Here is a 13,249-nt window from a genome sequence, read left to right as displayed (position 1 = left end):
GCGAGTTTTTGAAGCGAGTTGTCATGGCCTCACACCCTGCGCGCCGCAGCCTGCTCGCCGCCGGATTGGGCGGTGCCGCCGCCCTGTCGATGGGAGCGGCCCGGGCCGAGACGATGCCCGAGATGCGCTGGCGGCTGGCCTCCCACTATCCGAAATCCCTCGATGTCCTGTTCGGCGCGCCGGAGACGCTCGCGCGCCTCGTGGCCGAGGCGACGGATGGTCGTTTCCAGATCCAGGTGCTTCCGCCGGGTGAGCCGGTCCCGGCCGAGGGCGTGATCGATGCGGTGTCCGCCGCGACGGTGGAGATGGGACACGCGCCGGCCACCCTCGGCAGCGGCAAGGACCCGACCTTCGCTCTCGCCTCCGCCCTGCCCTTCGGCCTCAATGCCCGCGGCCAGAATGCATGGTGGCTCCAGGGCGGCGCAGCCGACCTGTTCGCGGAGGTCTTCGCCAAGCATGGGTTGGTGAGCCTCCCCGGCGGGAATACCGGGGCGCAGATGGGTGGCTGGTTCCGCCGGGAGGTGAAGAGCGCGTCCGATCTCCAGGGCATGAAGATCCGCATCGCGGGTCTCGGTGGTCAGGTGCTGGCGAAGTTCGGCGCGGTGCCCCAGACGACGCCCGGGCCGGAGATCTATGCCGGCCTCGAATCGAAGGCCCTCGATGCGGCGGAGTGGATCGGCCCCTACGACGACGAGAAACTCGGATTGCAGAAGGTGGCGCCCACCTACCATTACCCCGGCTTCTGGGAGGGCAGCGCGATGCTGCATTTCTGGATCGGCGCCGAAGCCTGGAAAGCCTTGCCGAAGGCCTATCGCGCCATCCTCCAGGCCGCCGCCGCCCAGGCCCATGCCGAAGTCCTGGCGAAATACGATGCGCGCAACCCCCGCGCCCTCCGCCGTCTGGTGGCCGCCGGCGCACAGCTCCGGCCCTTCCCCCAGGACGTCATGGAGACGGCCCTGAAGCATTCCAACGACGTCTATGCCGAGATTTCTGCCAAGAACGCCGATTTCAAGCGCATCTACGAGGCTATGAAGACCTTCCGGAACGAGGAATATCTCTGGTTCCAGGTGGCGGAATACACCTACGACAATTTCATGATCCGGGCCCGCACTCGCGGATGAGCACTCCGTGCTGACGGGCGATGCGTGGCTGCGGACAGAAAAAAGGCCGCTCCGAAGAGCGGCCCGAAGTCTAGGGAGGAAACGCCCAAGAAGGGCAGCGGGAGCGCGACGCCATCGCGTTCCCGCAATGCACAATCTGAGCGTCCTGGGCGGAAATGCAAGGCCGTTCGTGCAACGGAGCCATCTGTTTTCGTGTGGCGTCGCACTTCGTAATCCCGCTGTAACGAAAATGTCGCAGGCCAAGATCAGCCCCAGTCTTCCTGGTCATCCGTGTGATGCAAGCCGATGAGTGCATTCGGAAACCCGGTCTCTGCATTGGGTGGAACGCCACGAATTCTGGCGTTTCCATCTCCCTGACCCGCACCTCGCGAGATCATTCATCTTCACCTTCCGCTTGGCGGGAGAGCAAACTTCGACGGAAACGGGGCGGTGACACACGATGGCGATACAGGCGAAGCGAATACGGGACTTGAACGACGCCGAACCCGATGCGGACGGCTCCTACGTCCTCTACCTGCTGCAGCAGGCCAACCGCGCCCATTGCAACCCGGCCCTGGAACTCGCCATCGAGGAGGCCAACCGGCTCGGCCTTCCCGTCGTCGTCTGTTTCGGACTTCTCGACGGCGCCAACGGGTTTCCCGAAGCCAATGCGCGCCACTACGCCTTCCTGCTGCAGGGGCTCGCCGACGCGAAGGCAGGGCTGGAGGCGCGCGGCATCCATTTCGTGATGCGCAAGGCCTCGCCGGCCGAGATCGCCATCGACCTTTCGGCCAAGGCGGCCCTCCTCGTCCTCGACCGGGGCTATCTCGCCATCCAGAAGCGCTGGTACGGCGCGATCGCGAAAGCCGTGACGATCCGCGTCGTCCAGGTGGAGGGGGACGTGGTGGTGCCGGTGGAGGTCGCCTCCCCGAAGCATGAATTCGCGGCCCGCACCCTGCGTCCCAAGATCCTGAAGCTCCTCGACGAGTATGTGGAGGAGCTCAAACCCCGTACGGTGAAGCACAAGGCCGGGCGCGGGCTGCCGAAGAGCGAGGTCGACGTGTCGGACCCGGAGGCGGTGCTGGCGGGAATGAGCCTCGACCGCGAGGTCGCTCCGGTGACGCGCTTCACCGGCGGCGAGACGGAGGCGCGCCGGCGCCTGAAGGCCTATCTCGCCGGGCCGTTCGGCTCCTACGGCACTGACCGCAACCGGCCCGAAGCGGGGGCCGCCTCGCATATGAGCCCCTACCTGCATTTCGGGCAGATCTCGCCGGTGGAGATCGCCCTGGCGGTACGGGCCTCGAAGGCGGGGGCGTCGGAGGACAAGGCCTCCTATCTCGAGGAACTCGTGGTGCGGCGGGAGCTCGCCATGAACCATGTGAACTACACGGAGCGCTACGACAGTTTCGAGCACGCGGTGCCGGACTGGGCGCGCAAGGCCCTGGCCGAACACGCCGATGACGAGCGGCCCACGCTCTACACCGAGGCCGAACTCGCCGAGGGCAAGACCCACGACGAATACTGGAACGCCGCCCAGGCCGAGATGCGGGTGACCGGCTACATGCACAACCACCTGCGCATGTACTGGGGCAAGAAGATCCTCGAATGGTCTCCGAGCGCGGAGGAAGGCTTCAAGCGCACCCTGCGCCTCAACAACCGCTACTTTCTCGACGGGCGCGACGCCAATTCCTTCACCAACGTCGCCTGGGTCTACGGCCTGCACGACCGCCCCTGGGCGCGCCGTCCGATCTTCGGAACGGTGCGCTACCAGAGCGAGAACTCGCTCCGGAAGTTCGACGCCAAGGCCTATCTCAAGACCGTCGGTGAACTCTGCCGAGCTGAGGAGAAGGCGGGAAAGACACCGCGAAAGACGAGCTGAGGTGCGGTACACGCCTTGCGTCGTGGGCTTCGCCTGGCGTGTGTCCTTACTTCGTGAGGGCCTTGGCTTCGTGAGGGTTCTTGCTTGGCGGGTGTTCTTGCTTGGCAAGTGTCCTCGGGCCTTCGGTTCGTGCCGGACAAGCGCCGTACACGCTCGTGATCCTTCCCGTCTTTCCGGGGCGCCAGAGGCGAGCCCGGAATCCAGAACCACCGGTGGAGCAGAATGAAGATCGACCTCCGGTTCTGGATTCCGGGCTCCGCTCCGCAGCCCCGGAAAGACGGGGTCGGTTCATGGACGTGTCGCCCCTCCGACGATCGATCGCCCGCTGAGGCCCGCGATCGTGCTTGACCCCGCTCCCGCCTCACCTCCGCCGCGCAGGCGACTGGACCGCTGGCGCGGGGCGGCCTCCGATGCGGCGCCGCTATGGCGGCAGCGCCTGCTGTTCCTGTTCGGGGGCCTCTGCGTCGGGCTCGCCGCCGTGGCGATGGCCAAGCTCGCCGATTGGGCGCACGAAGTATTCCGCTGGATCGTCTCGCCCTCCCCCCTCGTCGCCCTGGTGCTGACGCCGCTCGGCTTCGCCATCGCGATCCTGCTCGCCATTCGGGTGTTCCCGAACTCGCAAGGCTCGGGGATTCCCCAGGTGATCGCCGCGCGCCATACGGAGGACCCGGCGATCCGCAACGCCCTGGTCTCCCTCAAGACGGCGTTCGGCAAGATCCTGGTCATGACGCTGGGCCTCGTCTGCGGCGCCTCGACGGGCCGCGAGGGGCCGACGGTCCAGGTGGGGGCTGCGATCATGGCGGCATTCGGCCGGCTCGACGCGGAGCGCCTGCCGGGTGTCATCCTCGCCGGTGGTGCGGCAGGGGTCGCCGCCGCCTTCAACACCCCCATCGCCGGCATCGTCTTCGGCATCGAGGAACTGAGCCGGACCTACGAGGCGCGCACCAGCGGTCTCATCGTCGCCACCGTCATCGCCGCCGGGCTGACCGCGCTGGCGATCCAGGGCGACTATACGTATTTCGGCACGACCAAGGCCGCCCTGCCCTTCGGGCCGGGATGGCTCGCCGTGGCGATCCTCGGCGCGCTCGGGGGCATCGCGGGCGGCCTGTTCGGCCGCGTCACCCTCCTCTTCGCCAGGGGGCTGCCCGGTCGGATCGGTGGCGCCATCCGCCGCCACCCCATCGTGTTCGGCGCCCTCTGCGGGCTCGGCGTCGCCCTCTGCGGTCTCGCCTCCGGCGGTACGGTCTACGGCACCGGCTACGAGGAGGCCCGCGCCATGCTCCATGGCACCGATACCGGGCACCCGGCCTATGCCCCGCTGAAATTCCTCGCGACGGTGTTCTCCTCCATCAGCGGCATTCCCGGTGGCCTGTTCGCCCCCTCCCTCAGCGTCGGTGCTGGGATGGGCGTCTGGCTGCACGGCCTGTTCGCGGACGTGCCCATCGGCGCGCTCGTGCTCATCGGCATGGTCGCCTACCTCACCGGCACGCTTCAGGCGCCGATCACCGCCTTCGTCATCGTCACCGAGATGACCCAGGACCACGCGATGATGATCCCGCTCATGGTCACCGCCCTCATCGCCGACGCGGTCTCGAAGCTGATCTGCCGCGAAGGGCTCTATCACGCGCTGGCCGCCACGATCCTGGAGAAGGCCGAATCCGGTGCCGCGCCCGTCATCGCGACGCCGCACAAGCTTGAGCGGAACGCTTGACCCGACAGGAGGGTTATCGGTCGTTCCGCACGCTGGAGTTTTGCGCGTATGACCCTTCTCAAATGGGCCCTCATCTGTTTCGTCATCTCGCTCCTGGCGGGCGGCCTCGGCTTCACCGGCATCGCCTCGGGCGCGCGCTCCCTGTCGCGCATCCTGTTCGGTGTGTTCCTGGTGATCGCCATCGTGATCGTGGTGCTCGCTTTGGCGGTCGGCCAGGCGGTCTTCTAAGCGGTCATCCGATCGGTAACCGGGCCGGCGGGAGTTCGTGACGTCCATGGCGAACGCCGTACCCATTCCCGGAAAGATCTGTCTCGTGACCGGTGCCACCTCGGGCATCGGCTACGAGACGGCCCTGGGCCTGGCACGGGCGGGCGCCCGTGTCGGGATCGTCGGCCGTGATGCCGGCCGAACCGACGAGGCGGCGTCCCGCATCCGCGACGCGGTGCCGGGCGCCGTCATCGACGTATTTCTCGCCGACCTCTCTTCGCAGGCGGAGATCCGGCGTCTCTCCGCCGAGGTGCGGGCGCTCTATCCACGCCTCGACGTGCTGGTGAACAATGCCGGCGCCATCTTCGATGCCCGGCACGTGACAGTGGATGGCCTGGAGCGGACCTGGGCGCTCGACCATCTCGCCTACATGCAACTGACCCTGGACCTCCTCGACCTGATGAAGGCGAGCGCGCCCGCTCGCATCGTGAACGTCGCCTCGAGGGCGCATAAGCGCGGCCTGATCGATCTCGAGGATCTCGACGGTGCGCGCCGCTACGGCACGTGGAAGGCCTATTCCCAGGCCAAGCTCGGCAACGTGCTTTTCACCGCCGCCCTCGCCCGTCGCCTCGCCGGCACAGGTGTCACCGTGAATTCGCTCCATCCCGGCGTGATCGCCAGCGGGTTCGCCGGCGGCACCGGGGGATGGTTCGGCATCAGTTGGTCGCTGATCCGGCCCTTCCTCAGCAACCCGGCCGATGGGGCGGCGACCTCCCTGCATCTGGCGACCTCGCCGGAGGTGGACGGCGTCAGCGGCCTGTACTTCTCGAAATGCCGTCCCGTCCCGACCTCTCGCCACGGACGCGATCAGGCGCTTCAGGAACGGGTCTGGGCGTTGAGCCTGCGGCAGCTCGGACGGGCGGAATAGGGCGACGGCCCCGTTGGTGGAGACGCGCCGGTGGGATCGCCTGAATCCGGCCCCTTCTTAATCCGCTCCCATATCAAAAAATGCACCGTTTATGATATTCTTCGCATCGATTGAGAGGCGAGGACGGCATGAACGTATCTGTTGGCGACCGGTGGGAGGGGTTTATCTCCCGCATCGTGCAGGATGGCCGCTATGGCTCGGCGAGTGAGGTGGTTCGCGAAGGCCTTCGCCTCGTCGAAGAGCGCGAGGCGAAACTCCAGGCCCTGCGTCGGACCTTGAGCGAGGCCGTCGAGGCGGGCGGTGACGCGAGCGAGGACGAGATCGATGCCGCGCTCGCGGCGAAAAGCGCGGAACTCAAGGCTCTAGCCTATGGGGAGTGAGCAAGGTTCGGTTCCTCGCCTTCGCGCGAACCAACCTCGTCGATATCCTCGGCCACGTCACTGAAATCAGTGGCAGCCTCGCCACCGCACAGGGGTTCGTTGCGCGACTTCGCCGGCAATGCCATCGACTGGCGACGCTCCCGGGACGGCTCGGCCGGGCACGTCCGGAATTGCAGAGCGACCTACGTAGCTTTCCTTGCGAAAGCTACGTGATCTTCTTCCGCTATGAGGCCGGGACTGTAGAGATCGTGGCGATGCTGCATGCCAGCCGGGACCCCGGTCCTCACCTCACCGATCATCCGTCCAGCGAATAATCGGTGAGGTCGAGGGTCACGCTAGTGAGGCCGTCTCGGACGAGGCCGGCACGAACGCGCCGGACAGGGCCTTCTCGATCAGCGCCTGCGTTTCCGCCACGCCGTAGAGCGCGATGAACGAGCCGAAGCGCGGTCCGCGCGCCTCGCCGAACAGCACGTTGTAGATGGTGGTGAACCAGGCCTGCGACACCCCGGGCCGTCCGTCCGGGCTCTTGGCCTTGCCGGACAGGTCGGGGAAGTGCCGCCGCCCGACCTCGTAGACCACAGCCTGAAGCCCCTCCGGATCGGTGGAGCCCTTGTGGGCCTCCAGCGTCCGCGACAGGTCGGCGAGGGCCGCCCTCTCGTCCTCCGTCGCCGCGCGGTAGGTCTTGGCCGGACGCACCAGATCGCGGAAATACGCGAGCGCATGGCCGACCAGCTTGTCGAGGACCGGATGGGTCTGCGGCCCGATCTCCGGGTCGTAGCGGCGGATGAAGCCCCACAGCACCGCCGGGTCCTCGGTATTGGCGACAGCCGCGAGGTTGAGCAACATGGCGAAGTTCAGCGAGCCGCCCTTGCCCACGGCTTCGGCCGCTGGCGGATGGCCGGCATGGAGGTGCCAGACCGGGTTGCCGAGCTGCTGCGCCGGCTCCTGGCCGGGGAACTTCTCGAGGAAGTTCAGGTAATCGTCGACCTGACGCGGGATCATCTCCACGAACAGGCGCTTGGCCTCGCGCGGCTTGTTGTACATGAACAGGGCAAGACTGTCGGCGGTGCCGTAGACGAGCCAATCGTCGATGGACAGGCCGTTGCCCTTCGACTTCGAGATCTTCTTGCCCTCCTTATCGAGGAAGAGCTCGTAGTTGAATCCCTCCGGCGGCTCGCCGCCGAGGGCACGGGCGATCTCGCCGGAGAGCTTCACCGAATCGATCAGATCCTTGCCGGCCATCTCGTAATCGACGCCGAGCGCCACCCAGCGCATGGCCCAATCCGGCTTCCACTGCAGCTTGGCGTGGCCGCCGGTGACCGGGGTCTCGTAGGCAGTGCCGGTCTTGGGGTCGCGCCAGACCAGGGTGCCGGCGGAGACCCGCACCTCGTCGATGGCCACCTGCATCACCTCCCCGGTCTCCGGGTGCAGCGGCAGGAACGGCGAGTAGCTCGCCGAACGCTCGGCCCGGAGCGACGGCAGCATGATCGCCATCACGGCCTCGTAGCGGTCGAGCACCGTCAGCAGGGCCGTGTCGAACAGGCCGGCCTTGTAGCATTCGGTGGCCGAGCGGAACTCGTAATCGAACCCGAAGGCGTCGAGGAAGCGGCGCAGCTCGGCATTGTTGTGCGCGCCGAAGCTGTCATGCGTGCCGAACGGGTCGGGCACGCGGGTGAGCGGCTGGTTCAGCGCCGGGATCAGGATCTGCTTGTTCGGCACGTTGTCCGGCACCTTGCGCAGGCCGTCCATGTCGTCCGAGAAGGCGATGAGCCGCGTGGGCACGCTGTCGTTGGTGAGCACCCGGAAGGCGTGGCGCACCATGGAGGTGCGGGCCACCTCGCCGAACGTCCCGATATGTGGCAGGCCCGACGGGCCGTAGCCGGTCTCGAACAGCACTTCCGATTTCGGCTTGCGCTCCAGCCGCGCCACGAGCTTGCGCGCCTCCTCGAAGGGCCAGGCGGCCGCATGGGCGGCGGCCTCCACCAGGGCGGGGTCGAGGGCGAGCGGAGACGAGACGGGCGGGGCGGACATGGAATGGGCGTCAGTTCTGCGAGAAGACACGGGACGGCCGGAACCGGCCGGATGCGGCCGGGCACCCTAGGGAGCGGGCCGGGGAGGGTCAACGCGGAGGTGCGAGGCCAGGCGAGGCGGGAGCGGACTTCGCGTGAAACCGGGCTTTAATCCTCGGCCCCTTATGCAAGCGGGCATTCCCAACCCTGGCGACGACCGAGACGGGCGGGAACCATGCCGCGGCCCGATAGCGGCGTATCCAGCGGAAAGGCGACCCCGATGGCATCCGTTTCCTTCACCCTCGACGATGACTACGATTCCGCCAAGACCATCCGCCTGGATCGCAACCCCCTCGCCTCCTATGCCGGGCCGGCCAGCAGCCACGCCTTCGGCCGCGACGACGAGGGCCGTTTCATCCTGAACGACACCGGCGCCATCGACGATGGCGGCTCGACCTTCACCGATGCCGCGCGACCCGTCCCCGGGGGCTACGCCGTCCTGACGAGCGACCGTTACTCGGTCTTCCTGGACATGTCCGACAACACGGCATCGCTGAGCTTGACCGGCGGGATCTTCGGAGACGTGCTCCGGGGCGGAAGCGGCGACGATGTCCTCAGCGGTGGCGGAGGCAACGACGTGTTCGAGGGCGGCGAAGGCGACAACGTCATCAAGGGCAGCACCGGTTCCGATACAGTCAGCTACGAGCACGCCCAGTACAGCATCGAAGTGTATCTGGAGGATTCCCGGGCCTACACCGTTCCCACCGGCGACGAGGATACTCTGTCGAGCATCGCGAACGTACGTGGCACCCGCTTCGGCGACCTGATCTCGGGAGATTCCCTCGCCAACCGCATCGAAGGCGGTGGAGGGGAGGACGTCATCGGCGGCGGCGGTGGCGACGACATCCTCGAAGGCGGAGACGCTGCGGATGTCCTCCGCGGCGGCGGCGGCAACGATATCCTCGAAGGCGGTGCGGGTGCGGACACCATTGAGGGCGGTGGCCAGAAGGATACGGCGAGCTACGAGCACTCGTCGGAGGGCGTCACGATCAGGCTCTACCGTACCCTGCAGACGAGCAAGGGCGATGCCGACGACGACAGCCTTTACGGCATCGCCAACGTAAGGGGCAGCCTGCACGACGACTTGCTGTCGGGCGACGGCAAGGACAACACCCTCGACGGGAATGGCGGCGCCGACAGGCTCTATGGCAACCCCGGCAACGACCGCCTGATCGTCTCCTCCACGCCCGTCGAGGTAGACGGCGGCTTGGGGCTGGACGTCCTGATCGTGGAGGTGAACCCCTACCTCGAGACGATCCACCTCAGCGACGAGACCTTCTCGGCCATCGAGAAGGTGGCCGTTCGTAGCGACGGCTCCATCGACATGAGGAATGTCTCGGTCGGGACGTCGATCATCTCACAGAGCGTCGAGGGCGATCACGGAAAGATCATCGGCACTGCTGGGGACGATCGCATCAGGGCGGGAAGCGGCGGCGATCGGATCGACGCCTGGAGCGGCGACAACACCGTCCTCGGTGGTGTGGGCAAGGACCAGTTCATCTTCCGGTCGGACAAGGGCCGCACCGAGATCCACGATTTCGAGCTCGGCAGGGACAAGCTGACCGTGGTGCCGCTGACGACGAATTTCGAGGATGTCGTCATCACGTCGGTCCACGGCGGAGACGACACCCTCGTCACCTTCGCGAAATACACCGGGATCGATCACCGCATCATCCTGCACGACGTCGCCGCTTCGGCGCTCGGCGAAGCAGACTTCATCATCTGAGCGGGTTCGCGGGTCGGTTGGTTCCGGGTCCGGAACCCCGAGACGCTCTCAGTCGCTCGCCCCGGCGATCAGCATGTCCAGGCGCATCCGCGTGATCGCGCCGATCTCGTCGAGGGCGGTGGCCTCCTCCTCGGCCTGTCCCCGTCCGAGGCGGGCCTCGAACACCGCGAGGATTTCGGCCCGGCTGCGGCCCCGTACGGCGATGATGAAGGGGAAGCCGAACCTCTCCCGGTAGGCGGCGTTCAGGCGGTCGAAGGCCGCCGCATCCTCCGGCGGGAGGTGGTCGAGGCCGGCGCTGCCCTGCTCGCTCGCCGAGTCGGCCGTCATGGCCCGCGCCCGTGCTTCGGGCCCGGCGAGTTCCGGATGCCCGTTGAGGAAGGCGAGGCGCTGCGCCTCGGGCGCATGGCGCACCGCGTCCATCATCGCGGCGTGCAGGTCGGCCACGCTGGCAAAGGGGCGGGCCGGCGCCACCGTCTCGGCGACCCAGGCCGCGTGTTCGAACACCCCGCCGAGCAGAGCGACGAAGGCGTCCCGGTCGAGACGGTGGATGGCGGCCAGATCCGACAAAGGCTTCAACTCCCGCGATAATCCGTGCGACGACCCGGCGTGAACGGCATCGGCACGGGATCATGCTCCCTGGCTTCGACCATGGCGAACCGTGCCACCCTTTGTCCACGGCGATCTCCGCCTCGCTCACGGGGGCAGCCTCGTCGGGGCGCGGTCGACGTTCCCGCCCCGGGCACGGCCGTGGCGGTTCAGGCCGGCTCGGGCGCGGCGCCAGTGGTGCCCCGGCGCTCGCCGGCCGGGATGGCGGGCGGGACGAAGGCGAGGATCAGCACGATCGTCGCGAGCTCGAAGACCGCGATCAGCCACAGGCCGGCGGAGGCTGAGCCGGTATGCTCGCGCAGATAGCCCATCACCGTCGGAGCGCCGAAGCCCGCCAGGTTGGCCACCGAGTTGATCAGCGCGAAGCCGGCCGCGGCGGCGGAGCCTGCCAGGAACCGTCCGGGAATCTGCCAGAAGACGGGGATCGCGCTCATCGTACCGGCGATCGCCACGGCGAGTGCGACCATGGCCAGAACCGGGTTCGACGGGATCAGGAACCCGACGAGGGCGATGGCCAGTGCCCCGATCATGGCGGGCACACCGCAATGCAGGCGCACCTCTCCGGTGTGATCGGAATGGCGCCCGTTGAGCACCATGCCGATGCCGCCGAACAGGAAGGCGGCGGCCATGATCCAGCCGATGGTGAGCGGGTCGGTGAAGCCTGCGTCATGCACTACGCTCGGCCCGAAGAAGATCAGCGCCGAGTACCCCGTGACGAGGCAGAAATAGATCGCGATACACTGCCAGACCCGGACATCCTTCAGGGAGGCGAGGACGCCGTGCTCGCGGGGCCCCAAGGCTTCCGCGTCGCGGGCGAGGTCGGCTTCGATCAATGCCCGCTGCTCCGGTGTCAGCCAGTTGGCCTTGGCGGGGCGGTCGGTAAGAACGTTGCCGAGGAAGAAGATGGTGACGAGCCCTGCGAGGATCGAAGGGATACCCTCCAGCAAGAACACCCATTGCCAGCCGTCCCAGCCGTTCACGCCGTCCAGGCCGGTGAGGATCGCCCCGGCCAGCGGCCCGCCGATCACCCCGGCGATGGCCGCAGCCGACATGAAGAGGCCGAGCACCCTCGCCCGCCGCGCGCTCGGATACCAGTAGGTGAGGTACAGGACCACGCCTGGGAAGAAACCGGCTTCGAACACTCCGAGCAGGAAGCGGAGCACGTAGAAGAAGGCCGGCGTGGTGACGAACATCATCGCCACGCAGCAGGCGCCCCAGAGGAGCGTGATCCGCGCGATGGTCTTGCGGGCGCCGACATGTTCCAGAAGCAGGTTGCTCGGCACCTCGCACAGGAAATACCCGATGAAGAAGATGCCCGCGCCGATGCCGTAGACCGTCTCGCTGAATTTGAGATCGGACAACATCTGCAGCTTGGCGAAGCCGATATTGACCCGGTCGATCCAGGACAGGATCCAGAGCATCATCAGGAACGGCAGCAGGCGCCAGGTGATCCGGCGGTAGGCCGCGTCGAGTGACGGGTTCTGTCCGACCGATGACTTAGGATGAGTTGGATATGACCGGATCGCCATGGATTGCCCCGAAGATGGTCGCGTCGTCGGCGGCGATGAAACTCTCACCGAAGTGCCGAGACGAGATGGACCCTCCCCTTATGCAATCCAAACCCTGATCGGGCCGTAAATCTCGACCCGTTCCGGCATGGTCAGCTTCCGCGATAAGTGGTGCAATTGCCGGGCGTGCACAGCATCGGCACGTGGTAATGCTGCTTGGCGTCGAACACCGCGAACCGCACCACCGGGTTGTCCACGAAGATGTCCGCCTCGCTCACGCCGGGCCGGCTCTTCAGATAGCCGTCAATGAAGAATTCGAGCTGGTACTGGCCGATCTTCGCCTCCGCCGCCGGCAGGATCGGTGTGTCGGTGCGCCCGTCGGCATTGGTGACGACGCTCTTCACGAGGCGCCAGCGCCCCTCCTCCATCACCGAAAAGTCGATGCGTACGCCGGGCGCGGGGCGCCCGCGCTCCGAGTCGAGGATATGTGTCGTGATGCCAGCCATCGGGTTTCTCGGATCGTTTCGTGGGTAAGCGGTTGCGGACGGTCGGGGCTTTCAGCTGCCGCGATAATACGAGTAGCCCCAGGGCGTGAACAGGATCGGCAGGTGGTAGCGCTGGCTCGCATCGCGGATGTGGAAGCGGATCGGGACGAGGCTCAGGAAATTCGGGCTCGGCAGCGCCACGCCGATCCGGGCGAAGTATTCCTCGACATGCATCAGCAACTCGTAGCGCCCGGTCTTCAGGGCGTCGTCGATGAGGAGCGGCTCGGGCGAACGGCCGTTGGCTCCCGTCGTGATCGTCTTGATCGGCCGGTAGGTGTCGCCATCGCGCACGGAGAGGTCGCAGACCATGCCCGCGCCCGGTGTACCGTGGAAATTGTCGATGGCGTGCATGGTGAGGCGCGGGCCGAGGCCGGATTGCATCGTCGGGCCGGTGTTCAGGGCGCCCGGCTGCGCAGGAGCCGGGGCGGGCGCGCCCTGCGCCAGCACGGTGCCGGTGGCGGCGACCGTGCCGCCGAGACCGATTCCGGCGAGGCCGGCGCCGACCAGGCTGCGGCGCGTGAGGTCGGGTCGCTCAGGGGGGTGGTTCAACTGTGTCTCCTGCAGAGGGCCGGTTCCGGCGCGACCGGGGG

At 67.1% G+C, this 13,249-nt stretch carries 13 protein-coding genes; 8 read left to right on the top strand and 5 right to left on the bottom strand.

Going from position 1 to position 13,249, the window contains the following annotated elements; all coding sequences use genetic code 11:
- Window positions 1-23: 23 nt before the first annotated feature.
- The 7 genes from ACYQR9_RS14240 to ACYQR9_RS14210 all read left to right on the top strand — a co-directional run bounded on the left by ACYQR9_RS14240 (window position 24) and on the right by ACYQR9_RS14210 (window position 6,519).
- Window positions 24-1,121, top strand: coding sequence for a TRAP transporter substrate-binding protein (locus tag ACYQR9_RS14240; protein WP_461226820.1), 1,098 nt, complete (start codon window positions 24-26; stop codon window positions 1,119-1,121).
- 439 nt (window positions 1,122-1,560) lie between these two features.
- Complete coding sequence (locus ACYQR9_RS14235) at window positions 1,561-2,979, top strand: deoxyribodipyrimidine photo-lyase (RefSeq protein WP_461226819.1); 1,419 nt, start codon at window positions 1,561-1,563, stop codon at window positions 2,977-2,979.
- Window positions 2,980-3,319: 340 nt separating this feature from the next.
- Complete coding sequence (locus ACYQR9_RS14230) at window positions 3,320-4,690, top strand: chloride channel protein (protein ID WP_461226817.1); 1,371 nt, start codon at window positions 3,320-3,322, stop codon at window positions 4,688-4,690.
- Window positions 4,691-4,738: 48 nt separating this feature from the next.
- On the top strand, window positions 4,739-4,918 hold the full coding sequence (locus ACYQR9_RS14225; RefSeq protein WP_018044058.1) for a DUF1328 domain-containing protein: 180 nt from the start codon (window positions 4,739-4,741) through the stop codon (window positions 4,916-4,918).
- A gap of 46 nt (window positions 4,919-4,964) precedes the next feature.
- Entirely contained in the window at window positions 4,965-5,825 is an 861-nt protein-coding gene (locus ACYQR9_RS14220; RefSeq protein ID WP_461226815.1) for an SDR family oxidoreductase, read from the top strand.
- A 128-nt stretch (window positions 5,826-5,953) separates the two neighbouring features.
- Window positions 5,954-6,205: a type II toxin-antitoxin system ParD family antitoxin gene (locus ACYQR9_RS14215; RefSeq protein ID WP_461226813.1), complete on the top strand. Its 252-nt coding sequence runs from the start codon at window positions 5,954-5,956 to the stop codon at window positions 6,203-6,205.
- Window positions 6,202-6,519 carry a type II toxin-antitoxin system RelE/ParE family toxin gene (locus tag ACYQR9_RS14210; protein ID WP_461226811.1) on the top strand — a complete coding sequence of 106 codons (318 nt, stop codon included), beginning with the start codon at window positions 6,202-6,204 and terminating at the stop codon, window positions 6,517-6,519. The genes ACYQR9_RS14215 and ACYQR9_RS14210 overlap by 4 nt, the downstream gene beginning before the upstream one ends.
- A gap of 16 nt (window positions 6,520-6,535) precedes the next feature.
- On the opposite strand, the gene ACYQR9_RS14205 is transcribed toward ACYQR9_RS14210, so the two are convergent.
- Window positions 6,536-8,236 carry a lysine--tRNA ligase gene (locus ACYQR9_RS14205; RefSeq protein ID WP_461226809.1) on the bottom strand — a complete coding sequence of 567 codons (1,701 nt, stop codon included), beginning with the start codon at window positions 8,234-8,236 and terminating at the stop codon, window positions 6,536-6,538.
- A 258-nt stretch (window positions 8,237-8,494) separates the two neighbouring features.
- On the opposite strand from ACYQR9_RS14205, the gene ACYQR9_RS14200 reads away from it, so the two are divergent.
- Window positions 8,495-10,000, top strand: a complete 1,506-nt coding sequence (locus ACYQR9_RS14200; protein WP_461226807.1) for a calcium-binding protein — start codon at window positions 8,495-8,497, stop codon at window positions 9,998-10,000.
- Window positions 10,001-10,048: 48 nt separating this feature from the next.
- Here ACYQR9_RS14200 and uraD read toward each other — a convergent pair whose 3' ends face one another.
- The 4 genes from uraD to uraH (ACYQR9_RS14180) form a co-directional block, all read right to left on the bottom strand.
- Complete coding sequence (uraD, locus tag ACYQR9_RS14195) at window positions 10,049-10,576, bottom strand: 2-oxo-4-hydroxy-4-carboxy-5-ureidoimidazoline decarboxylase (protein ID WP_461226805.1); 528 nt, start codon at window positions 10,574-10,576, stop codon at window positions 10,049-10,051.
- A gap of 179 nt (window positions 10,577-10,755) precedes the next feature.
- A complete protein-coding gene (locus ACYQR9_RS14190) occupies window positions 10,756-12,135 on the bottom strand; it encodes an MFS transporter (protein WP_461226803.1) in 1,380 nt (459 codons plus the stop codon).
- A 131-nt stretch (window positions 12,136-12,266) separates the two neighbouring features.
- Complete coding sequence (gene uraH / locus ACYQR9_RS14185; RefSeq protein WP_056429340.1) at window positions 12,267-12,620, bottom strand: hydroxyisourate hydrolase; 354 nt, start codon at window positions 12,618-12,620, stop codon at window positions 12,267-12,269.
- A gap of 51 nt (window positions 12,621-12,671) precedes the next feature.
- Complete coding sequence (gene uraH / locus ACYQR9_RS14180; RefSeq protein WP_311275494.1) at window positions 12,672-13,208, bottom strand: hydroxyisourate hydrolase; 537 nt, start codon at window positions 13,206-13,208, stop codon at window positions 12,672-12,674.
- Between the last annotated feature and the right edge of the window lie 41 nt (window positions 13,209-13,249).

The sequence above is a fragment of the Methylobacterium sp. CM6241 genome (assembly GCF_054817845.1).
The sequence above is the reverse complement of the archived record's forward strand: the minus strand, read 5'-3'. Positions and strand labels throughout refer to the sequence as shown.

What these genes read in the sequence shown, in the direction of transcription:
- ACYQR9_RS14200 (WP_461226807.1), top strand. Translation starts at nt 8,495, where the DNA reads ATGGCATCCGTTTCCTTCACCCTCGACGATGACTACGATTCCGCCAAG.
- ACYQR9_RS14190 (WP_461226803.1), bottom strand. Translation starts at nt 12,135, where the DNA reads ATGGCGATCCGGTCATATCCAACTCATCCTAAGTCATCGGTCGGACAG.
- ACYQR9_RS14235 (WP_461226819.1), top strand. Translation starts at nt 1,561, where the DNA reads ATGGCGATACAGGCGAAGCGAATACGGGACTTGAACGACGCCGAACCC.
- uraH (WP_056429340.1), bottom strand. Translation starts at nt 12,620, where the DNA reads ATGGCTGGCATCACGACACATATCCTCGACTCGGAGCGCGGGCGCCCC.
- ACYQR9_RS14240 (WP_461226820.1), top strand. Translation starts at nt 24, where the DNA reads ATGGCCTCACACCCTGCGCGCCGCAGCCTGCTCGCCGCCGGATTGGGC.
- ACYQR9_RS14225 (WP_018044058.1), top strand. Translation starts at nt 4,739, where the DNA reads ATGACCCTTCTCAAATGGGCCCTCATCTGTTTCGTCATCTCGCTCCTG.
- ACYQR9_RS14220 (WP_461226815.1), top strand. Translation starts at nt 4,965, where the DNA reads ATGGCGAACGCCGTACCCATTCCCGGAAAGATCTGTCTCGTGACCGGT.
- ACYQR9_RS14205 (WP_461226809.1), bottom strand. Translation starts at nt 8,236, where the DNA reads ATGTCCGCCCCGCCCGTCTCGTCTCCGCTCGCCCTCGACCCCGCCCTG.
- ACYQR9_RS14215 (WP_461226813.1), top strand. Translation starts at nt 5,954, where the DNA reads ATGAACGTATCTGTTGGCGACCGGTGGGAGGGGTTTATCTCCCGCATC.